The sequence below is a fragment of the Streptomyces huasconensis genome (assembly GCF_021028635.1).
GTDB lineage: Bacteria > Actinomycetota > Actinomycetes > Streptomycetales > Streptomycetaceae > Streptomyces > Streptomyces huasconensis.
On sequence record NZ_CP086119.1, the window covers coordinates 6,905,885 to 6,926,590 of the forward strand.

18 protein-coding genes and 1 riboswitch are annotated in these 20,706 nt (G+C 72.0%); of the genes, 9 read left to right on the forward strand and 9 right to left on the reverse strand.

Annotated features, from left to right (window positions below; genetic code table 11):
- Positions 1 to 16 precede the first annotated feature (16 nt).
- The gene (locus tag J2N69_RS30835) at positions 17 to 1,678 is read right to left on the reverse strand and encodes an ABC-F family ATP-binding cassette domain-containing protein (protein WP_230903626.1); all 1,662 of its coding nucleotides are present in this window, start codon (positions 1,676 to 1,678) and stop codon (positions 17 to 19) included.
- Positions 1,679 to 1,983: 305 nt separating this feature from the next.
- On the opposite strand from J2N69_RS30835, the gene J2N69_RS30840 reads away from it, so the two are divergent.
- Positions 1,984 to 2,532 carry a phosphatase PAP2 family protein gene (locus J2N69_RS30840; RefSeq protein WP_230903627.1) on the forward strand — a complete coding sequence of 183 codons (549 nt, stop codon included), beginning with the start codon at positions 1,984 to 1,986 and terminating at the stop codon, positions 2,530 to 2,532.
- A gap of 68 nt (positions 2,533 to 2,600) precedes the next feature.
- Here the strand turns inward: J2N69_RS30840 and J2N69_RS30845 are convergent, their stop codons facing one another.
- The 4 genes from J2N69_RS30845 to J2N69_RS30860 all read right to left on the reverse strand — a co-directional run bounded on the left by J2N69_RS30845 (position 2,601) and on the right by J2N69_RS30860 (position 7,037).
- A complete protein-coding gene (locus J2N69_RS30845; RefSeq protein ID WP_205038895.1) occupies positions 2,601 to 2,861 on the reverse strand; it encodes a GlsB/YeaQ/YmgE family stress response membrane protein in 261 nt (86 codons plus the stop codon).
- Between the two features lie 176 nt (positions 2,862 to 3,037).
- Entirely contained in the window at positions 3,038 to 3,760 is a 723-nt protein-coding gene (locus J2N69_RS30850) for a transglycosylase SLT domain-containing protein (RefSeq protein WP_230903628.1), read from the reverse strand.
- A gap of 2 nt (positions 3,761 to 3,762) precedes the next feature.
- Positions 3,763 to 3,923, reverse strand: a riboswitch (cyclic di-AMP (ydaO/yuaA leader).
- A gap of 441 nt (positions 3,924 to 4,364) precedes the next feature.
- Positions 4,365 to 5,636, reverse strand: coding sequence for an APC family permease (locus tag J2N69_RS30855; RefSeq protein ID WP_230903629.1), 1,272 nt, complete (start codon positions 5,634 to 5,636; stop codon positions 4,365 to 4,367).
- 207 nt (positions 5,637 to 5,843) lie between these two features.
- Positions 5,844 to 7,037, reverse strand: a complete 1,194-nt coding sequence (locus J2N69_RS30860) for an FG-GAP and VCBS repeat-containing protein (RefSeq protein WP_230903630.1) — start codon at positions 7,035 to 7,037, stop codon at positions 5,844 to 5,846.
- A gap of 345 nt (positions 7,038 to 7,382) precedes the next feature.
- Between J2N69_RS30860 and J2N69_RS36580 the strand changes: the two genes are divergently transcribed.
- Positions 7,383 to 8,045 carry a hypothetical protein gene (locus J2N69_RS36580; protein WP_330166841.1) on the forward strand — a complete coding sequence of 221 codons (663 nt, stop codon included), beginning with the start codon at positions 7,383 to 7,385 and terminating at the stop codon, positions 8,043 to 8,045.
- 78 nt (positions 8,046 to 8,123) lie between these two features.
- On the opposite strand, the gene J2N69_RS30870 is transcribed toward J2N69_RS36580, so the two are convergent.
- Complete coding sequence (locus J2N69_RS30870; protein WP_230903631.1) at positions 8,124 to 9,296, reverse strand: FUSC family protein; 1,173 nt, start codon at positions 9,294 to 9,296, stop codon at positions 8,124 to 8,126.
- Between the two features lie 165 nt (positions 9,297 to 9,461).
- Between J2N69_RS30870 and J2N69_RS30875 the strand changes: the two genes are divergently transcribed.
- Entirely contained in the window at positions 9,462 to 10,319 is an 858-nt protein-coding gene (locus tag J2N69_RS30875; RefSeq protein ID WP_230903632.1) for a SigB/SigF/SigG family RNA polymerase sigma factor, read from the forward strand.
- 254 nt (positions 10,320 to 10,573) lie between these two features.
- On the opposite strand, the gene J2N69_RS30880 is transcribed toward J2N69_RS30875, so the two are convergent.
- The gene (locus J2N69_RS30880; RefSeq protein ID WP_230903633.1) at positions 10,574 to 11,053 is read right to left on the reverse strand and encodes an ATP-binding protein; all 480 of its coding nucleotides are present in this window, start codon (positions 11,051 to 11,053) and stop codon (positions 10,574 to 10,576) included.
- 275 nt (positions 11,054 to 11,328) lie between these two features.
- Entirely contained in the window at positions 11,329 to 11,877 is a 549-nt protein-coding gene (locus tag J2N69_RS30885; protein WP_230903634.1) for a CGNR zinc finger domain-containing protein, read from the reverse strand.
- A 141-nt stretch (positions 11,878 to 12,018) separates the two neighbouring features.
- Here J2N69_RS30885 and J2N69_RS30890 point away from each other — a divergent pair, with 141 nt between their 5' ends.
- The 6 genes from J2N69_RS30890 to J2N69_RS30915 all read left to right on the forward strand — a co-directional run bounded on the left by J2N69_RS30890 (position 12,019) and on the right by J2N69_RS30915 (position 18,866).
- Positions 12,019 to 13,293: an MFS transporter gene (locus tag J2N69_RS30890; protein WP_230903635.1), complete on the forward strand. Its 1,275-nt coding sequence runs from the start codon at positions 12,019 to 12,021 to the stop codon at positions 13,291 to 13,293.
- Between the two features lie 520 nt (positions 13,294 to 13,813).
- Positions 13,814 to 14,524 carry an HAD family hydrolase gene (locus J2N69_RS30895; protein ID WP_230903636.1) on the forward strand — a complete coding sequence of 237 codons (711 nt, stop codon included), beginning with the start codon at positions 13,814 to 13,816 and terminating at the stop codon, positions 14,522 to 14,524.
- A gap of 145 nt (positions 14,525 to 14,669) precedes the next feature.
- Positions 14,670 to 15,983 (forward strand): PP2C family protein-serine/threonine phosphatase, encoded by a 1,314-nt coding sequence (locus J2N69_RS30900; protein ID WP_230903637.1) that lies wholly within the window; start codon positions 14,670 to 14,672, stop codon positions 15,981 to 15,983.
- A 90-nt stretch (positions 15,984 to 16,073) separates the two neighbouring features.
- Positions 16,074 to 17,360, forward strand: a complete 1,287-nt coding sequence (gene pcaDC / locus J2N69_RS30905) for a bifunctional 3-oxoadipate enol-lactonase/4-carboxymuconolactone decarboxylase PcaDC (RefSeq protein ID WP_230903638.1) — start codon at positions 16,074 to 16,076, stop codon at positions 17,358 to 17,360.
- Positions 17,361 to 17,423: 63 nt separating this feature from the next.
- Positions 17,424 to 18,056: an MBL fold metallo-hydrolase gene (locus tag J2N69_RS30910; RefSeq protein ID WP_230904944.1), complete on the forward strand. Its 633-nt coding sequence runs from the start codon at positions 17,424 to 17,426 to the stop codon at positions 18,054 to 18,056.
- Between the two features lie 30 nt (positions 18,057 to 18,086).
- Positions 18,087 to 18,866 carry an exodeoxyribonuclease III gene (locus J2N69_RS30915; RefSeq protein WP_230903639.1) on the forward strand — a complete coding sequence of 260 codons (780 nt, stop codon included), beginning with the start codon at positions 18,087 to 18,089 and terminating at the stop codon, positions 18,864 to 18,866.
- A 10-nt stretch (positions 18,867 to 18,876) separates the two neighbouring features.
- Here the strand turns inward: J2N69_RS30915 and J2N69_RS30920 are convergent, their stop codons facing one another.
- Positions 18,877 to 20,649, reverse strand: coding sequence for an SGNH/GDSL hydrolase family protein (locus tag J2N69_RS30920; RefSeq protein ID WP_230903640.1), 1,773 nt, complete (start codon positions 20,647 to 20,649; stop codon positions 18,877 to 18,879).
- Between the last annotated feature and the right edge of the window lie 57 nt (positions 20,650 to 20,706).

Consider the following 20,706-nt stretch of genomic DNA (forward strand, 5'->3'; position numbering starts at 1 on the left):
CCGGGCCTTTCCTCCCTCAGGCCAGGTGGAGCCGGGGCCAGTCCGCGAGGTCCCGCAGCAGCTGCCGGTCGTGCGTCGCGACCACGACGGCGGCGCTCGTGGCGCGGATCGCCTCGGTCAACTCGTCGACCAGCGTGGACGACAGGTGGTTGGTCGGCTCGTCCAGCAGCACGAGGCCGGGCCGCCCCGCCAGGGCCAGCGCCAGGTCGAGACGCCGCCGCTGCCCCTGCGACATCCGCCCGACCGGTGTCCGCATCGCCTCGGAGTCCAGCAGCCCGAGCGCCCCGAGCGGGACGGCGTCGGCGTCGCGCAGCGCCCCGCGGGCCACGAGGTGCCCCACGTGACGGGCGTGCACCTCACGGGCGGTCAGCCCGGGGTCCTGCTCGGCGGTCTCCTGGGAGATCCGGACGACCCGCGCCTCGCGCGCCCGGCTGACGTACCCGTGCGTCGGTTCGAGGGCGCCCGCGAGGACCGCGAGGAGCGTGGACTTCCCGGCTCCGTTGGCTCCGGTGACCAGCAGCCGGTCGCCGCCGTCGAGGGCGACGTCGACGGGGCCCGCCAGCCGCCCTTCGACGGCGACGCCATGCGCCCGCAGCTGCGGTGCGCCCGGCCGGACCCCGAGGTCCGGCCACCGCAGGGCCGACGGCGGCTCGGGCACGTCGACCCGGTGCGCGTCCAGCGCGTTCCGCTGCCGGTGCAGGGCCTGTACGACCCCGGGGGCGCGGGACTGGCGCTGGTGCTTGCCGGTGCCCTTGTCGGGCCGCCAGCCGGTGGAGAGCCGGTCGCGGGCCTTCGACACCGCGTCCTGCAGCCGCCGGTGCTCGGCCTGCTGCTCCTCGTGGTCCTGCTCCCAGCGCTCCCGCTCGCGCCGCCGGGCCGTCTGCCAGGCGTCGTACCCACCGGCGTACAGGCGCGCCCTTCCGTCGCGGGCCGGGTCGAGGTCGAGGAAGCGGTCCGCCACGTCGCGCAGCAGCGCACGGTCGTGGCTGACGACGGCGAGGCCGCCGTCGTGCTCGCGCAGCCTGCGGGTCAGGAAGGCGAGCCCGCCGGCGTCGAGGTGATTGGTCGGCTCGTCCAGCAGCAGGACATCGTGCCGCGCGCCGAGCAGGCACGCGAGGCGGACCCGGTAGCGCTGCCCGACCGACAGCGTCGACAGCGGACGGTCGCGGTCGGCGCAGGCGCCGAGGGCTTCGAGGGCGACGTCGACGCGGCGTTCGGCGTCCCACGCGTCGAGCCGGGTGGCGGCGTCGAGCGCGGCGGCGTAGCGGTCATCGGCGGTGGGGTCGCCCTCGGCCAGGGCGCGGGTCGCCTCGTCCAGCGCGCCGAGCGCGGCGAGCGACGCGGCGAGCGCCTCGGACGTGAGGGTGCCGACGGTCTCCCCGTCCCGCGCGGACAGCTCCTGGCGGGCCAGGCCGATGGTGCCGTTGCGGTGCACGGTGCCCTCGTCGGGCGTGAGCAGCCCGGCGAGGACGTGCAGCAGGGTCGTCTTGCCGCGGCCGTTCTCGCCGACGACGGCGATCCGGGACCGGGCGGAGACGATGACCGACAGGTCGTGCAGGACGCGCCGGGATCCGCGGGTGACGGTGACGCCGTCGGCACGGAGGTGGGCAGAGCCGCCCGCTTCGGGGGACGGGGACAGGGTGGAGACGGCCTCGGGGGCCGGGGTGGTGGGGTACAAGGTGTGCTCCGCAGCTCGCAGTGGAGCCGGGCAACGCGAGAAGGCCGCCCGGCGGGAACCGGGACGGCGAGCGCGGATTCAGCAGAGAGAAGGCGCCGCCGTCAGCGGGCGGAGCGGACCTTCTGCGACCAGATACCTCGTGCCATACCTGTCAGGCTAGCAGCGGCGGGCCCGGTCGGCAGGGGATATCGCTGCCGGGCCGTGCGGCCGGCCGGCTCGGCCAGTCGGCTTCATGTGACGGGAGCGGTCGGCTTCAAGTGATCAACAACTGCGTACGTTCGGGCGTTGCGGGATACCTGGTGCGCATGAACCTTTTGACAGGTGTGAGCGAGCTCGACCGAGTGGTGACGCAGCAGGTGGCCCGGCGCGTCCCGCCAGGTGTGGGCAGGGTGTTGTCCGGGGTGGAGGAGGCGGCGGAGAGCACGAAGCTGTGGTGCGGGGCCGCCGTCGCGATGGCGTGCCTGGGCGGGTGGCGGGGCCGTACCGCCGCGGTCGCCGGCCTCGCGGCCATGACGGTGGCGCAGCTGGCGTCGAACGGCGTGTGCAAGCAACTGGCCGACCGGTCCCGGCCGCCGAAGGAGTGGTTCCCGCACGACGAGGCGGACGACCGTCCCGACTCCTCGTCGTTCCCCTCCGGGCACACGGCGGCCGCGGTCGCGTTCACCGCCGCCGTCCTCCCGAACTGGCGGGCGGCCGGCGTGGCCTGCGCGGTACCGGCGGCCATGGTGGCGGTCGAGCGGGTGCAGAGCGGCGCGCACTACCCCAGCGATGTGGTCGGCGGTGCGGCCATCGGCCTGGCGAGCGCCTGGTTCGTCCGGCGGATTCCCCGCCTCGCCCTGCGCCACTGGCTGTAGAAGGCACCCGGAACGACGAAGGCCCCCGGCGCGATGCGCCGGGGGCCTTCGTCAGGAGTGGGACGGGATCAGGCGTGCCGTCGGGCCCACAGCGGCGTCACGAGCGAGATCAGGACGGCGGCGACCCCGATCTGGAAGACGTGCCGAATCCAGTCGATGCCGCCGGTGTCCCGGACGCCGAAAGCACTGGCGAGGGCGTTGCCGACGACGGCACCGACGATGCCCAGGACGACCGTCAGCCAGAGGGGGATGGGCTGACGACCGGGCAGAACGAGCTTGGCCAGCAGGCCGATGATGAGTCCCGCGATGATGGCCCAGAGAAACGACACGACAACTCCTCCTGATCTATGGTCCCGATCTTTCGGATACCTACGTCCGCTTGCCCGGCAATCCGCGGCTCATTCATCCCCGTGCCGAGTCGTGTCGTGCCGTTTTCGAGTCGTGTCGTTTCCGTGTCGTGCCGGCCGCGCCGCCCCGGGCGGGGCGGCGCGGGATCGGGCGCGGTCTAGTACGGGCCGTTCACGTTGTCGATCGAGCCGTACCGGTCGGCCGCGTAGTTGCAGGCGGCGGTGATGTTGGCGACCGGGTCGAAGCTGTCCGTCGACGTGCCGGGCACGTGGTACGCGGCGAACGTGGGGCCGATGACCTGCAGGAGGCCCTTCGACGGGGTTCCGGCGACAGCGTTGGAGTCCCAGTTGTTGATGGCCAGCGGGTTGCCGGAGGACTCGCGCATGATGTTGCGGTGGATGCCCTCGTAAGTGCCGGGGATGCCGTGCCGGGCCATGATGTCCAGCGACTCCTTGATCCAGCCGTCGAGGTCGTCGGTGTACGACTTCTTCGCCGGGGCGGCGGCGGTCTTGACGGAAGCCGGGGAGGCGGCCGACTTCTTCGCCGGCTCTGCGGGGTTCTTCTTTCCGAGGGTGAGCTTGAGGCCGGGGTGGATCAGCTTCGGGTCGTCGCCGAGAACTCCGCGGTTGTCCTCGTACAGCTTCTTCCAGCCGCCGCTGAGGGAATGCTCCCGGGCGATCTTGGAAAGGGAGTCACCCGCGACGACGACGTGGACATTCGGGGCGGCGGCGGGCTTGGCGGCCGCCCCGGGCTCCGCCGCACCGGCGGCGGTCGCGCCGAGCACCGGCAGGACGAGCACGGCTCCGCCCGTTCCCGCGGCGGCTATGCCCCGGTGGAGCGAGCTGGACTTCGGGCGGCGGTGCTTTCCCTTTGCGGGCATGGCGAATTCCTCTCCGTCGCCTACGAGGTGAGCTGTCGGGTTCGGACGGGAGATGTCCGGTCGCACTGGGCGTGCGACTTCACCCCGAGCCGTTCCGGAAACCGGATCGGCGGCTTACCTGGGTCCCCCGCTCCTGCCGTGCGTGAGTCAGTGTGTGTGGGTGGGTGCAAAGGCTTCCGGACGGCGGCAGGATTCGGCGTTCCATCCGGTTCGACGGTGACATTAAGCGAGAAAGTCCGGACGGAACAAGACGGGAATTCGAATACGGAATGCGAGACGCTGTTCCTGAATGATCAAATTCCACCGTCCCGTTTTGATCGAAAACTCAACTCTCGTGCCGGGTAACGGGAATGCGTCCCGTGACCCCACAAGATCGTGGAATTCGGCGTGACCCATTTCACGGAACGGGTGCGGCGAAAGGTTGGTCTTTCACTTCAAAACGGGCATACCGCAATCCCTTGTTGAGGGTTCCGTGGATGTGGGCGGCTTTTGGCTGACCGGTGTGTGTCCGCGTCACTGATGCCGTCAACTCAGGGGAATTGCAAGGTGCGTTGGGTCGGAAATGCGTCTGCCGGGCCTTTCGGCGTGGCCGGCGGCTCGCGGCTCAGTCCCGCCCCGCCGTCAGACGGCGTCCCGCGTACCAGACCGCACCCGCCGCCAGGACCGCGGCACCGGAGACCACCGACGCCACGGGCAGGGCGAAGGCCAGCGCCAGGCAGCCGGCCAGGCCGACGAGCGGGACGGCCCGGGGTGGGCGGCCCCCGTCCGAAGTCAGCGTCCAGGCCGAGGCGTTGGCGACGGCGTAGTAGGCCAGCACGCCGAAGGAGGAGAAGCCGATGACCCCGCGTACGTCCGCTGTCGCGGCGACCACCGCCACCACCGCGCCCACGGCCAGTTCGGCGCGGTGCGGCACCTTGAACCGCGGGTGGACCGCGGCGAGGGCGTGCGGCAGATGCCGGTCGCGGGCCATGGCCAGCGTGGTGCGGGAGACGCCCAGGATCAGCGCGAGCAGCGAGCCGAGCGCCGCCAGGGCCGCGCCGGCGCGGACGACGGGCACCAACCAGTCGGCCCCCGCCGCCCGGGCCGCCTCGGACAGCGGCGCCGAAGCCCCGGCCAGTTCCTCCGGGCCGAGGACCGCTGTCACGGCGATCGCGACGACGGCGTAGACGACCAGCGTGATGCCGAGCGCGATCGGGACGGCCCGGGGGATGGTGCGCGCGGGGTCGCGGACCTCCTCGCCCAGGGTGGCGACGCGCGCGTACCCGGCGAAGGCGAAGAAGAGCAGACCGGCCGCCTGGAGCACCCCGCCGACGGTCGCGTCGTCACCGATCTCCAGGCGGGCCATGTCCGAGGCGCCGGACGTGAGGGCGGTGACCGCCACGGCGGCGAGCACGGCGAGGACCACGGCCACGATCACGCGGGTCAGCCAGGCGGACTTCCGCACCCCGGCGCAGTTCACCGCCGTCAGCGCCACCACCGCGGCGACCGCGACCGCGTGGGCCTGCCCGGGCCACGCGTACGCGCCCACCGTCAGCGCCATGGCGGCACAGGAGGCGGTCTTGCCGACGACGAACGCCCACCCGGCCAGGTAACCCCAGAACGCGCCGAGCCGCTCGCGTCCGTAGACATAGGTGCCGCCGGAGGCCGGGTAGCGGGCCGCGAGCCGGGCGGAGGAGGTCGCGTTGCAGTAGGCCACCACGGCCGCCAGCGCGAGCCCGAGCAGCAGCCCGGACCCGGCCGCACGCGCCGCCGGGCCCAGCGCGGCGAAGATCCCCGCGCCGATCATCGCCCCGAGACCGATCACGACGGCGTCGGACAGCCCGAGGCGGCGCCGCAACTCGTCCGGAACGCCGGTGGTGGTCGACGGCTCACTCATGGACACACTCCTCGGCGGCAGGCACGGCCTTTTTCACGGGTCCTCGCGGGCTCCCACGCATTCTCGCGGTTCTCGCCGACTCGACGGGACGGCCGACGGCCGCATCCTAGGGGCTCCGGCACCACCACCTGGCGCGGCGGCGCACCGCTCGCATCAGCGGTACGCCGCATACGCCGCCCGCGTCACCGGAGCTTCAGTGACCGACCCTCAGTGCCCCAGTGCCTGCCCGTAGTACAGCGCCCCGCGCAGCCCGAACAGCCGTGCCGTCAGCGCCTTGGAGCCCGTCCCGGCGCCGTTCGGCAGCGTCCAGACACCACCGGAGCTGAGCGTCTGCTCGTACTCCGTGCTGTCCTCGTTGAAGACGCCGACCGTGATGTCCCCGTCGCCGTCGTAGTCACCCAGGGCCAGCGCCGAGCCGAACTCGTCGTTGACCTCCGGCGCGCCCGGAACCCCGGCGGAATCCTGGTGCCACGCCGCGGACTTGGCGGTGCCCGAGGCGTCCGGCAGACCGGTCGGGCCCGAGGTCAGCACGGTCGCCGAACCGGCCCTGTCCGCCGCCCCGACGCCCTCAGCGGGCGTGCCCGCCACAAGGTCGTCCCGGCCGTCACCGGTGAGATCACCCGCGGCGAGCTTGATGCCGAAGCTGTCCGCTTCCTCGGCCGTGCCCGCGACGCCCGGAGTCTCCCGGCCGATGGTGTGGCTGCGGGTGCCGAAGCCCTCCGCGTCCGCGCTTCCATAGAGGACCCGCACCTTGCCGCCCTTGGCCAGTTCATCGGGGCCGCATGCCCCGGTGGGCCGGTCGGCCTCGGCGGTGATCAGACAGTGCCCGAGGGCCAGGTCGTCCACGTTGTCGCCGTCGAAGTCACCCGCGGCCATGTCGTAGCCGGTGGCCGGGGACTTCCAGTACTCCCGCAGGGCCGAGCCGTTCCGGCGCCACAGGGTGGTGCGCGAGTCGTCGTTGGAGTACGCGGAGACCGCCAGCTCGGTCCTGCCGTTCCCGTCGAGGTCCCCGGCCGCCAACCTGCCCGCGGTGCCGTCGAAGCCGGTGTGGAGCAGACGCGTCAGCGGCTTGTCCTCGGTGAGCGGACCCGGCCGCAGGGTGACTTCTCCGAACTCCCCGTGGGGCAGGCCCACCGCCACGTCCATGGCGCTGTCCTGGGTGAAGTCGCCCACGGCGAGCGAACTCCCGGCGCCGCTGCCCGCCTGGCCCTGCGCGATCGTCCGTCGGACGAGCCGTACAGGACGACCACCGAGCCGTGGCCCGCCGTACAACACGTGCAGGTAGCCCGCGGACTTCTTGCCGTCGACGTCGCCCCGGTACACGCCGACCACGGCATCCGCGTACCCGTCACCGTTGAAGTCGGGCCCCTTGACGGCCGCCGGCGCCGCGGTACTCCACATCTCAAGGCGGGAAGGTCAGGGACTTGCCCTGCGGGTACGTCTCCCGGGTGCCGCTCGGCGCGAACCAGCGGCCAGGGTACGTACAGGCGAACACGGCGTGGTTGCGCGCGAGTTCTCTTCCCAGGCCCGTGTTCGCGTCGATGGCAGACCATGTGCTGATCTATGGGGCACTGTTACATGATCTGCGGTTATCCGTTATGACGGGTCAACTACGTTATGTAGGTACTCGCCGCACGGCACTGATGGCGAGGCCGCACAGGACAGCCTCCCGGCGTGGCGCCGCCCGACCAGCGGAGCTGTGCCGTGCGTGCGAACAGATCCATGATCGTGAAGGGGAACCACGTTATGCGTACCACCACCCACCGCCGCAGCGCCCTGCGTACCGCCGCCGTTTCGGTCCTCGCCGGTACGGCGCTCCTGGCCCCGGCCGCGGCCGCGCTGGCGAGCACCCCCACCGCGGAGCGACCCGCCGCGGTGCGCACCGCCGCCGCCAAGTCCGTGAAGATCGACATCGGTGCGGGCGTCACCATCACCGTCAAGGACGGCAAGCCGTACTACAACGGCAAGGTCCTCAAGCCGGGCCAGACGGTCAACGACGGCATCTACCTGCACCTGAGCGCCAATGGCAAGCGCCTGTACAGCAAGACGCAGGGCGGCGGCACGCCGTACGCCATCTGGGACGTCGCGACCGGCAAGAGCCTCGGTACCCAGAAGAACAGCCCCACCGCCACGGTGAAGGCCGCACTCACCGCCAAGCCCTCGACGGCCACCGTGAAGGCATGGCAGGAGCTGCGCGTCAGCGGCAAGGCCACCGGCCTCACGGCGGGCACCAAGGTCGACCTGCAGCAGAAGCAGCGCGGCACGTGGAAGACGCTGCCCGCCTCCACGACCGTCAACAAGTCCGGCGCGTACAGCCTGCGCGTCAAGCTCGGCCTCAAGGGCAAGAACGAACTGCGCGTGCAGAGCGGCTCCACCTTGTCGCCCGTCTTCACCGTGACGGTCCGCTGACAACGCAGCGACCCGCGCACGACGCACAGGCGTCCGCCAGCCCCAGGGGTGGCGGACGCCTGTGCGTGGCGGGCACCTTCATTGCGGAGCGGCGGCCGCCGTCTTGAGCGTGTCGCCGGTGTACTGGAATTCCTCCATCAGCCGGGTGGCCTCGACGATGAGCACGCCGTACGGCCGGGAGGGGTCCGCCAGCGGCAGCTGATGCCGCTGCGCCGCGTCAAGGACGTCCTCGAGCGCTTGCTGGGCCGACGTGGACTGGCGGCAGACCTGTTCGGCCTGTTCCTCCAGGGTGTCCGCGTCCAGTTCGGAGAGGGTGCCGGCGATGCCTTCGAGACTGGCGGTGAAGTCGGCGTAGGCCCGCAGCACAGGCGTATAGGTGTACGTCTCCTCGCGCTCACGCCACTGATGGAGGCTGCGGGTCAGCGAGGCCAGCTGGTGGACGGCGCGTTCCATCGCGTCCAGGACTCGCCGGTAGCGGTGGAACGTCAGGTACTTGCGGTGCGCGGGCAGGAACCGGCGCGGATTGAGCGGCAGGCTGTTCTGCGCGGTGTCGAGTGCCGCCCTGGCCTGGGCGACGGAGCGGTGAGCGCGTTCGCCGGCCGCCACCCACGCCTGAGTGCGCTCCTTGCTCAGGTCCTGCTCCCGCAGTCCCTCGGTCATCTCGCGCAGCAGGGACCCGATCTCACAGGCGAGGGACCGGAGGCCCTGCTCGGCGCCGCGGTAGCGCAGCGGCGGGGCGATGCACATATTGACCAGCACTCCGAGGCCACAGCCGATCAGAACCATGACGACGATCTCCCCCAGATCCACGGCGCGCTGGTGGGGGGTGCTCCCGGTGGCGTAGGTGGAGAACGCGAAGAACGCCGCGGTGGCCACCTGCGAGCGCTGTTCCCCCAGCACCGGCCACTGCCCGATCGTCAAGGCGATGAGCGCGACCAGAGGAAAGACGAACAGGTCGGGGCCGATCAGGAAGCCGAGGACGGCCTGGACGGCCACTCCGACGGTGACCGCCCCCGTGTAGCGCGCGGCCTGCCACACACTCTGATACACGGTCACATTCATGATGAGCACGGCGGAGAACGGCGCGAACGCCGGTGACTTCGCGTGCAGGAGATCGTGGGCGATCCACCAGGCGACGGTCGCGGCCAAGGCGCTCTTGCAGATCATCAGGACGGTGTTGCGCTCATGTCCCGAGGACGCCCAGGCCCGCCTCATCCATGCGCCCGCCCCTCGTACGGTGGTGCTCGACACGTGTTCTGTGCGCCTTTCTCGAACTGATTCCTGGGAGAGCGGTTAACCCGCGTGGAGCAGCTCACACAAAGTGCTCACGACGCGCCCATGTTCCCTGTTTCGTCCTCCGATGACGGGGAAGACGCGGGAGGCAACGCCATCGGCAATGAGGTAAGGGTGGGACGCATGATCACCGTGACGGCCACGGAACAGACCACGGCGCGGACCGAGGGGGACCTGGCGGAGCGTCCCTGTCTGGACCCGGCGTCGGTGGCGCCGCGTGACGCGCGGGTGATCTCCAAGCGCTTCTTCGAGCGCCTCGGCGAGCTGGAGGAAGGCACGCACGAGTACCAGTACGTGCGGAACTGCCTGATCGAGATCAACCTGTCCCTGGTGAAGTACGCGGCATCGCGGTTCAAGCACCGGGGTGTGCAGGAGATGGAGGACATCGTCCAGGTCGGCACGATCGGGTTGATCAAGGCGATCGACCGGTTCGAGCTGACCCGCGAGGTGGAGTTCGCCACCTTCGCCGTCCCGTACATCACCGGTGAGATCAAGCGCTTCTTCCGCGACACGAGCTGGGCCGTGCACGTGCCGCGCCGCCTTCAGGAAGCGCGTATCGAGCTGTCCAAGGCGACCGAGGAACTGCGTACGCGCCTGGGCCGCACGCCCACCACCGCGGAGCTGGCCGAACTGATGCAGCTGGACCCGGCCGAGGTCAGCGAGGCGCAGAAGGCGTCGAACGGTTACGCGTCCGTCTCCCTGGACGCCGCCCTCAGCGGGAACGGCGACGACACCGAGTCGGCTCTGAGCGACTTCATCGGCGTCGACGAGGACCGCTTCGAGCTGGTCGACGACTTCCACGCGCTGGCCCCGCTGATCGCCGAACTCGACGACCGCGAGCGCCAGATCATCCATCTGCGTTTCGTGGAGGAGCAGACGCAGAGCCAGATCGGCGAGATCCTGGGCTGCTCGCAGATGCACGTCTCCCGCCTCATCAGCAGGATCGTCGCGAAGCTCCGGGCGGGCCTGAACGCGAGCTGACGGAAGATCTCGCGCCGGCCCGCGGCATCAAGCTGAGGCCGGCAGGCAGACAGGTCGGTCGGCGAGTGGAGGTTGGCACTGCCGTCGTGTGCCATCGAGACGGCCACGTGTTCCGCGAGGCGCGGAGTACGTGGCCGTAATCAGTGGTGCGATCAGTAGTGCGATCAGTGGGGTGCAGCCGGACGCGGGGCAGCCGTGGCCCAGTCAGGCCGTGCCGTGGCCCAGTCAGTGAGCGACGGCACGTGGAGCGGCGGTCACATCGCCTGGCGGCCGGCCGCATCGTTCCCCGGATCATCCGCGAGGACGACCGTGGCGGTGATGCGCTTGCCGACCGGCTCACGACGTACCTCAAAGCTCCGGCACACCGCCATGACGATCTCCAGGCCGTGCTGGCCGATCCGGTTGGGGTCCGGTGCCAGGATCGCCGGCAGGGTCGTACTGCTGTCCCATACCGTCACCTCGACGGCCCCGTCACTGACGGTGAGCGTCAGTGCGCAGGGGCCGGGAGCGTACTTGCCGGCGTTGGTCACCAGCTCGCTCACGACGAGCTGCACCATACCCATGACCCGAGACGACACCGGCAATCCGTGCACCGCCTGCAATGAGGTCAGGAAGTCCCTGCTGAGCGCCCGGGCGGCGGCTATGTCCTCGCCGCTGCCCTCGAACGCGGCAGATACCGATGGTGCGTCCTCCAGGAGTCGCAGGTGGCCATTGTCTTGCCCAGCCAGGTTCATCTGTTCGCCTCACTGCCGAAGCGCTGTCACTTGTCGCTCCGCCTACCCCGAAAACGGCACCGCATGTCGCCACCTGCCGCGGGGCCGGTCGGCACGTGGGGGCCCGACCCAGTTTCACCGAACCCTGGGGCGAGTGCGGCGAAGCATCCGGGCGCCGGACGGTGTCGGGGAAACCCATGGAAGCCGCTCCGCCCGCAGGCGGCTCAGGTGTCGTACGGACCGGCCTGCGCGTTCCCGCAAGGGTGCGCGGCCGGCTTAAGGATGCGCGGCCGGCTTTAAGGATGCGCGGCCGACTTGCGGCGGCGGTAGGCGGCGGCGTTGGCCCGGCTCCCGCACGCCAGCTTGTCGCACCAGCGGCGGTTGCCCGCGCGTGAGCGGTCCAGGAAGAGCCGGGTGCACTCCGCGCCGGCGCACACGCGTACGAGATGCCGATCGTCACCGCCGAACAGTTCCCCCGCCCTGGTCGCGACCGTGGCCAGCACCTCGTGGACGCCACCGCGCCGCTCGACCTCGCCCAGCGACTTGAGGGCCACGACCACCTGGGGCCCACGGGCGCACTCGCGGATCAGCCGTACGTCGGCCACGGCGGCATCCGCGCCCCGCTCCGCCGCGACGGCCGTCCGGTAGACGGCCTCCCGCAGCTGCCGGGCGCGGTCGAGAGCCGTGCGGGACACCCGCCCGGGATGGTCGGTCAGACCCGCCTGTGTCGCCCACGCGGCGAGGTCCGCCGGCTCCGCGAGGAGGTCGATGGGGTGAGTGGTGCGCCACGTCAGGGTCGCGGCGAAATCCAGGGCCAGGTGATCGCTGACGAAGAAGAAGTCCACGACCTCAGTGTGGCGCTCGCCGGCATGGAACAGCAAGATCGTGGAATCAGACCCTTGACCGATGACGCCGAACAGGCCCTGTGGGGTCGGCTCGACGCCCCGCCGCACCCGTATCGCGGCCGCCACCCGGCAGGAGGGCACATGACCACGAATGCCGCACCCGTCACCACCACCCCCCGGCTGATCCACTACCTCGGGGTGGCCGTACCCGCCCGGCTCGTCGGCGAGGGCGCCCGGATCGGCCTCGTCCTGCTCGCCCTGGAGCGCACGCACAGCGCGGGGCTGGGCGGCGCGCTGGTCGCGGCGCTGACGATCCCGCACGTCGTGGCGGCACCGGTCCTCGGCGCCGTGGCGGACCGGATCCGTCGCCGCCGCCTCTTCCATGCCTTATGCCTGTTCGCCTACGGCCTGGGACTCGCCGTCACGGCGGTCGCGGTGGGCCGCGTGCCGGACGGGCTCACCCTCGCCCTCGTCGCGGCGGCCGGATGCTGCGCACCGCTTGTCACCGGGGGCCTGACCAGTCTCCTCGGCGAGCTGGTCCCGGCCGACCGGCTCAGCAGGGCCTTCAGCATCGACTCCACTTCGTACAACCTCGCGGGCATCTGCGGCCCGGCCCTGGCCGCCGCCCTGTCCGCGGCGGCCGGCCCGGCCATCACGTTGACCGCACTCGGCGCGGCCGGAGCGGTCGCGGGCCTCGTCATGCTCACGCTGCCACTGCAACCGAGGACCGAAGAGAGCGGGCACAGCACGCGCCCGCGCCGCGCCGACCTGGCCACCGGACTGCTGCAACTGATCAGGAACCCGCCCTTGCGCGCGGTCACCTGGTCCAGCAGTACCGGTCAGATCGGCGTCGGCGCGCTGCCCGTACTGACCGCGCTGCTCGCCCAGCAGTACGGCGCGGGCTGGGCCGCGGGCGGCCTCATGACCGCGTTCGCCGCCGGTGCCCTGGCCGGGTCGCTGATCTACGCGGTACGCCCCTGGACCGACACGCACCCCGAGCGTGTGGTGCTGGGCTGCTTGGCGGCGACCGGCCTGCCTCTCGCCCTGGCCGCCGCGCAACCGGCACTCGGCGTGACGACCGTGCTGTTCGTACTGGCCGGAGCCTGCACCGGCCCCCTCTTCAGCGCGCTGCTCGCCGCCCGGGAGCGGTACGCGCCGACCGAGGTCCGCACCCAGATCTTCACCCTGGGTGCCGGGCTGAAGAGCACCGCCGCCGCCGGGGGCGCGGCCGCCGCGGGAGCCGTCAGCGGCGCCGGCAGCGGCGCCCTCCTGCTGGCGATCGCCGCGTGCCAGCTCCTCGCGACTCTGCTCGGCGCGGCCCTGCTCACCGGCCGCCGTGCCGTCGGCGCGGACCGAGGCGACCGGGCGGGGGAGGCCGCCGTCCCGGATACGGCTTCCCGGACGGGCCATACGTGAAGCCCGGGCCCCGGGCCAGCAACGGCCGTCCCCCAACTCGTCGGCAGCGGCGAGGCGGACGGTTCCACGGAAGCCGTCGGAACTCGCACCCGCACACCGGTACGACACCGCCGAGGTCCGCGTCCTCACCTCTCTCAGTTTCGGCGCGTTCGCCCTCGACGAAATCCTCCGGTCATCGCGACGGATTCCTCCGGTCACCGCGAAGGCATTCCCGGCGCCCCGGCACAGTGGGGTGGACGCGGCCCGCGCAACCGTCAGGACAACGTCAGCCCGAACCCTGGGGATCGCCCGTCTGTCGCAGGACGGACATCGATCTCATCATCACCCGCGGCTGCCAGAACGCCCTGACGGCCTCGCTGCTCGCGTGGTGCCGGTCATCGGAACCCCGGGCACGGCCACGTCTGTCACCCACCGCTGAAATGACACGCGGCCGTACAGCGCCCAGGACGCGCACCCGACCACTCGACCGGCAGCCGAGCCAAGCACCCCCTCCCTCACGCCCCGCACCCATGGAGCGCACATGTCCGGCGCCACGACCACTCCCCTCACGGCCGCAGCAGTGCTCTTCGACCTCGATGGCACTCTCATCGACTCGGAGCCCCGCAGCCAGGAACTGTGGCGAAGGCTCTTCGCCGCTCACGGCATCGCCACCACGCCCGCGCTGCTCGCCTCGTTCGGCGGGCGCCGCAGCGCGGATGTCATCGCCGAACACCTCCACCGTTTCGACCCCGGCCTCACCCCGGACGCCCTCCGCCGCGACCTGCGTCGGCTCGACGAGGAGACCGGCCTGCCCGAGGCGCGGCTGATGCGCGGCGCCCGCACCCTGCTGAACCGGCTCAGGGACGCCGGCATCCCCACCGCCCTGGTCACCTCGGGCGGCCCGCGATACGCGACCCACCACCTGACGCGGCTGGGTATTGCCGACCATTTCAGGACTCTCGTCACGGCGGACGACGTCACCCACGGCAAGCCCGACCCCGAGGGGTACCTCCTCGCCTGCCGACGCCTCGGTGTCGACCCGCGCCAGGCCCTGGTCTTCGAGGACTCGGCGGCAGGCATTGATGCAGCCAGGGCGAGCGGAGCGGCCTGCATCGCGGTCGGCGCCCGTTCACCGGCGTCGACGGCGGAGACGCCGGCCGTGGTGCGCGACCTGGCCGACACCCCGGAGATCCGGCCGGCGGCTGGAGTCGCGTACAAAGGCCAGGCGGAAGCCGGCCCGGGGCCCGACTGATCGAGTGCGTGTCCGGCACAGCCGACAGCCCCTGCCGCAAGCCGCCGGGATCACGCACTCAGGTGATGACGGGACGCGTCCGGCGACATACGGGGAAGTGGAATCTCAGCCGGCCTTCTCCCAGGTTTGGCTGGGAGGAGAGGGCGTGCCCGATTTCGAGGTGGACCAGGTGGTTCAGCGGGCCCTGGACCGGCTGACCCTGCTGGCGGAGACCACCACCGCCATGACCAGCACGCTGGACCCCTATGCCGCCGTACGACGGGTATGCCGCATCCTGGTGCCGCAACTGGCCGACTGGTGCGCGGTCGACCTGCTCGAGGACGACGGCCGCCCGCGCCGGGTCAGTGTCGTCCACCGCGACCCGGGAACGCTGCCGATCGGCGGCCTCACCGGGCTGCTTCCCGAGGTCCCGGAAACCCCGGTCGGACCGCTGTCCCGCGCGCTCCTGGGCGCGGGCCCGCTGCTGCTCACCTCGGCCGACATTTCTGGCCCGGACGAGGCCGCCGACCCCCTGCACGCCCGCCAGCTGCAAATGTTCGAGCAGCTCGGAACCCACACCGCCGTGGTCGCCCCGATCCGAGCCCGCCGACAGGTACTGGGGGCCCTGACCATCGGCCGCTCCGCCGACCGCGCCTCCCTCACCTACGACGACCTCGCCATGGTGGAAGACCTCACCCACCGCATCGCCCTCGGCGTCGACAACGCCCGGCTGTACCGCGAGACCCAACGCATCGCCGAACGCCTCCAGCGCTCCCTGCTGCCGACCCTTCCGCAAACCGGTCCTCTGCGGCTCGCCGCCCGCTACGCACCCGCTGCCAGCACCGCCGAGGTCGGCGGCGACTGGTACGACAGCTTCCTCCTGCCCAACGGCAGCACCACCATGATCATGGGTGACGTCACCGGTCATGACCTCCGCGCCGCGATCACCATGAGCCAGCTCCGCAACATGCTGCGCGGTATCGCCTGTGACCGGCAAGAACCGCCCGGAGAGATCCTGCGCCGCCTCGACGTCGCGCACCACGCCCTCTATCCGCACGCGACCGCCACCTGCCTCTACTCCCTCCTCGACCAGGACGAGGACGGAAGGTGGAGCCTCGCCTACTCCAGCGCCGGACACCCGCCGCCCCTGCTGGTGACCGCTGAGGGCGACACCCACTACCTGGACGGTGGCCGCGGCCTTCTCCTCGGCGTCGACCCCGGCTTCCCACGCAGCCACGCCACCGAACCGCTGCCCGCCGGCGCCACACTGCTCATGTACACCGACGGCCTCATCGAACGCCGCGGCGAGGACCTCACCCACGGCATGACCCGCCTACGCCAGCACACGGCGGCACTCACCCGCGAGGGGCTCGACACCTTCTGCGACGAATTGCTGATCGGCATGGCCACCGACCATGCCGACGACATCGCCCTGCTCGCCGTACGAACACCACCCGCACACACTCTGAACGGCGCCTGACGTCCCGCACACCTTGCGGACCGGGCAGGGCTGACTCGATCGACGAGGCCGACTGTGTGCGTTTTCGTGAGACGTGAGAAGGTCTGGGGCGTGAGTGAGACGCCGTCGAACACCCTGCAATACCGCTTTGACGGGCCAGAAGAGGCCCCCGTCCTGATCCTGGGTGCCTCACTGGGTACCACCTGGCACATGTGGGACCGGCAGATACCCGACCTGACCCGGCACTGGCGGGTCTTCCGCTTCGACATGCCCGGGCATGGCGGTGCGCCCGCGCACCCGTGCGGGTCCGTCGGGGAACTCGCCGAGCGGCTGCTCGCCACGCTCGACGAATTGGGTGTGCAGCGCTTCGGGTTCGCGGGGTGCGCCTTCGGTGGTGCCATCGGCATCGAGCTGGCGTTGCGGCACCCGCAGCGGGTCGCCTCGCTCGCCCTGATCGCCGCGTCGCCGCGGTTCGGCAGCGCCGACGAGTTCCGGCAGCGCGGCGTGATCGTCCGCAGCAACGGCCTCGACCCCATCGCCCGCTCCGCGCCCGAACGCTGGTTCACGCCCGGCTTCGCCGCCGCGCAGCCCGCGATCACCGACTGGGCCGTGCAGATGGTGCGCACCACCGACCCCGGGTGCTACATCGCGGCCTGCGAGGCCCTCGCCGCCTTCGACGTCCGCGCCGAGCTGGGCCGGATCGGCGTTCCCACGCTGGTCCTCGTCGGCTCCGAGGACCAGGTCACGGGGCAGGGCGAGGCCCGTACGCTCGTCGCCGGCATCCCCGACTCGCGGCTCGCCGTCGTGCCGGGCGCCTCGCACCTCGCGCCCGTCGAGCAGCCCGCCGCCGTCACCGACCTCCTCGTACGCCACTTCTCCACCGCCTGGCAGGAGAGCCACGCGGCGATCACACCGCCGCCCGTCAAGCCCGTCCTGTCCCCGCCCGCCGCCCCGGTGGCGCCCGTGGCCGCGATCGCCGGCGCCGAGCAGCCCGAGGCGGTCGTCGGCGCCGTCCGGAACGACCCCTACGAGGCGGGGCTCAAGGTCCGCCGCGAGGTCCTCGGCGACGCCCACGTGGACCGCGCGCTGGCCGCCGCCGACGACTTCTCCGGCGACTTCCAGGAACTCATCACCCGCTACGCCTGGGGCGAGGTCTGGAACCGCCCCGGCCTCGACCGCCGCTCCCGCAGCTGCGTCACCCTCACCGCCCTCGTCGCGGGCGGTCACCTGGACGAGCTGGCCTTCCACACCCGCGCCGCCCTGCGCAACGGCCTGACCCCGGCCGAGATCAAGGAGGTGCTGCTCCAGGCCGCCGTCTACTGCGGCGTCCCCGCGGCGAACTCCGCCTTCAAGGTCGCGCAGGCCGTGATCCGTGAGGAAACCACACCGCAGGAGTAGCAGGATGGGGGGATGACTGGCATGAGGACCCCCGCGGACAACGCTCCCACGCGCGCGAAGCGCATCACGTTCACGAAGAAGTCCCACGCGTGCGTGCGTCTCGAAAAGGACGGACGCACGCTCGTCGTCGACCCGGGCGGCTTCAGCGAGGACGACGCCGCCGTCGGCGCCGACGCCATCCTCGTCACCCACGAGCACCCCGACCACTTCGACGAGGGCCACCTGCGCGCGGCCATGGAGGCCCGCCCCGGCACCGAGATCTGGACCCTGAAGGCGGTCGCCGACCAGCTCTCGGCGGCCTTCCCCGGCCGCGTGCACACCGTCGGGCACGGCGACACGTTCACCGCCGCCGGGTTCGACGTCCAGGTGCACGGCGAGCTGCACGCCGTGATCCACCCGGACATCCCGCGCATCACCAACGTCGGCTACCTGGTGGACGGCTCCGTCTTCCACCCCGGTGACGCGCTGACCGTCCCCGACCAGCCGGTGGAGACGCTGATGCTCCCGGTCATGGCGCCCTGGAGCAAGATCTCCGAGGTCATCGAGTACGTGCGCGAGGTCGGGCCGCAGCGCGCCTACGACATCCACGACGCCCTGCTGACCGACCTCGCCCGGCCGATCTACGACAACCAGATCGGGGCCCTGGGCGGCGCCGAACACCTGCGGCTGACCCCGGGGGAGACGGCCGAACTCTGACTGTCGGTGGCGGCCGGTAGGTTGTGAGGCATGCGCATTGCGACCTGGAACGTGAACTCGATCACCGCTCGGCTCCCGAGGCTCCTGGCCTGGCTGGAGAGCACCGGCACGGACGTGCTGTGCGTCCAGGAGACCAAGACGACGGCCGAGGGCTTCCCGGCCGCCGAGCTGAGCGAGCTGGGCTACGAGTCGGCGGTCCACGCGACCGGCAGGTGGAACGGCGTCGCGCTGATCTCCAGGGTCGGCCTCGAAGACGTCGTCAGGGGCCTGCCGGGCGATCCCGGCTACGACGGCGTGGAGGAGCCCCGCGCGATCTCCGCGACCTGCGGCCCGGTCCGCCTCTGGTCGGTGTACGTGCCGAACGGCCGCGAGGTCGACCACGCCCACTACGCGTACAAGCTCCAGTGGTTCGAGGCCCTGAAGGCCGCCGTCGCCGGGGACGCGAAGGGCTCCCGCCCCTTCGCCGTCCTCGGCGACTACAACGTCGCGCCGACCGACGACGACGTCTGGGACCCCTCGCTCTTCGTCGGCGCCACACACGTCACCCCCGCCGAGCGCGCCGCCCTCGCCGACCTGCGCGGCACGGGCCTGTCGGACATCGTGCCGCGCCCCCTGAAGTACGACCACCCGTACACGTACTGGGACTACCGCCAGCTCTGCTTCCCCAAGAACAAGGGCATGCGCATCGACCTCGTGTACGGCAACGAACCCTTCGCCAAGGCCGTCACCGACTCTTACGTGGACCGCGAGGAGCGCAAGGGCAAGGGCGCCTCCGACCATGCCCCGGTCGTGGTGGACCTGGAGCTCTGAGCCCCCGGGCTCAGGGCACCAGCTTCCGCAGGTCCACGGAGTCCGCGAGCGCCGCGAGGCCCGCGTCGCCCGGATGCAGATGGTCCCCGCTGTCGTAGGCGGGCAGCATCCGCGCCGGGCGCGCGGGATCGCGCAGCACCGCGTCGAAGTCGAGCACGGCGTCGAAGTCACCGCCCTCACGGAGGTAGGCGTTGACGGCTTCCCGTCGGGCGTTCGCCGCCGCCGTGCAGAGCGACTCGCCCTCGCAGGGCGCGATGGTCGCCGCCACGACGCGCAGGCCCCGGGCCCGCGCCCGCTCCGCGATCTCCCGCAGCCCCGCGATCACCTGGTCCGCGGAGGTGCCCCAGCGCACGTCGTTGACGCCCTCGAAGACCACCACCGTGCGCGCCGACGTCTGGGCGAGGACGTCGCGGTCCAGGCGGTGCAGGGCGCTCACGCCGCCCGTGTCGGTGGAGACGCCGTCGCCGGGGTAGCGGTCGGTGACCACGCGGTTCGCCGAGATGCCGTGGTTGAGGACGCCGTAGCGCGGCACGTCGGACTGGCTCAGCAGGCGCCTCGCCAGCACATTCGGCCAGCGGCGGTTGGCGTCCGGCGTCGACTTCGTCCCGTCGGTGATCGAGTCGCCGAGCAGCACCACCGAACCGGGCCCGCCGCCGACATCGACCCCGGTGAGCAGCGGCCACGTCGTGATCGTCGAGGTGTACGCCGCCGGGGAGCCGTCCGCCGCGTGGTCGCCGGGGCCGCTGACGTACGAGCGTTGGAGGGCCTGGCTGTGCACGGGCGCCGCCGCCACCGGCCCCGGCAGGTGGAAGCTCACCAGCAGGTTGGCGTCGGCGGGCACGTCGAAGTCGAGGGGGTCGCTGAAGCCCTGGGCCCCCGCCGGGATCTCGGTGCCGGCCCGGCCACGGAAGGACAGCCGCCGCGGCTCGCCCCGCGCCTGCGCCCCGGCCGCCTGCACCACCACGGTGGCGCCGCCGATCCGCACCGGAGCCGCCGCGAAGGTGTTGTCGAGCCGGACGCGCACCCGGGGCCCGCCCACGCTGGTGTGCACGACGAGACGTACGGTGCGGTCGCTCCAGGGCCCGACCGTCGTGTACCCGGCGGTCGACGCCGCCCAGCTGCCGGTCCACCCCGTGGTCCGCGCCCGCACCGACAGGGCGAAGACGTGCAGGTCAGGGGCGCCCGGGTCGCGCGGCAGCCGCACCGACGCCACCTCGCGCCCCCGGACCAGCGGCACCGTCACCACGTACAGCCGTGCCTTCTCGGCGCGCTGACCGCCCGGGGTGTTGATGTGCGGCAGGGCGACCGACTTCGTGGCCGCCGGACCCGAACGCCAGTCCGGTGCGGTGAGCCGGTAGCTGCCCTGTGAGCCGTCCCGGTAGCGCACCACCCCCGTGCCGCTCGCCTCGCCGCCCGTGCCCGCCACCAGGAACGCGAGGGCGTCCCCACGGCCGCGCACCCGCACCGACTGGCCGTCGGCCCGCACGTTGTCCCGCTCGCCCGGCTCCGTGCGCGGCCAGGTCAGCCGCGCCCCGTCAACCCCGAGGGAGCGCCCGGGAGTCCACCCCGCGGCCCGCAGGTCCCGTGCCGAGAGCGAGCCGCCCGCCCCGTCGAAGTCCGCGGCGCCGGGCCGGGCGTCGTCGCTGACCGCCCGGTTGTCGAAGAGGCGCTCCAGGGGCAGCGGCCGGGGCGGTCCGTGCGGGGCCGCCTCGGCGGCGACCGCGGGGGCGAGGCCCGCGCAGAGGCAGAGCGCGGTGGCCGCCCCCCGGATACGTCGACGCACGACAGTCCCCTCCCGCGTGATGACGGATGCGCCATGAAGCTACTGGGCCGGTGAGCG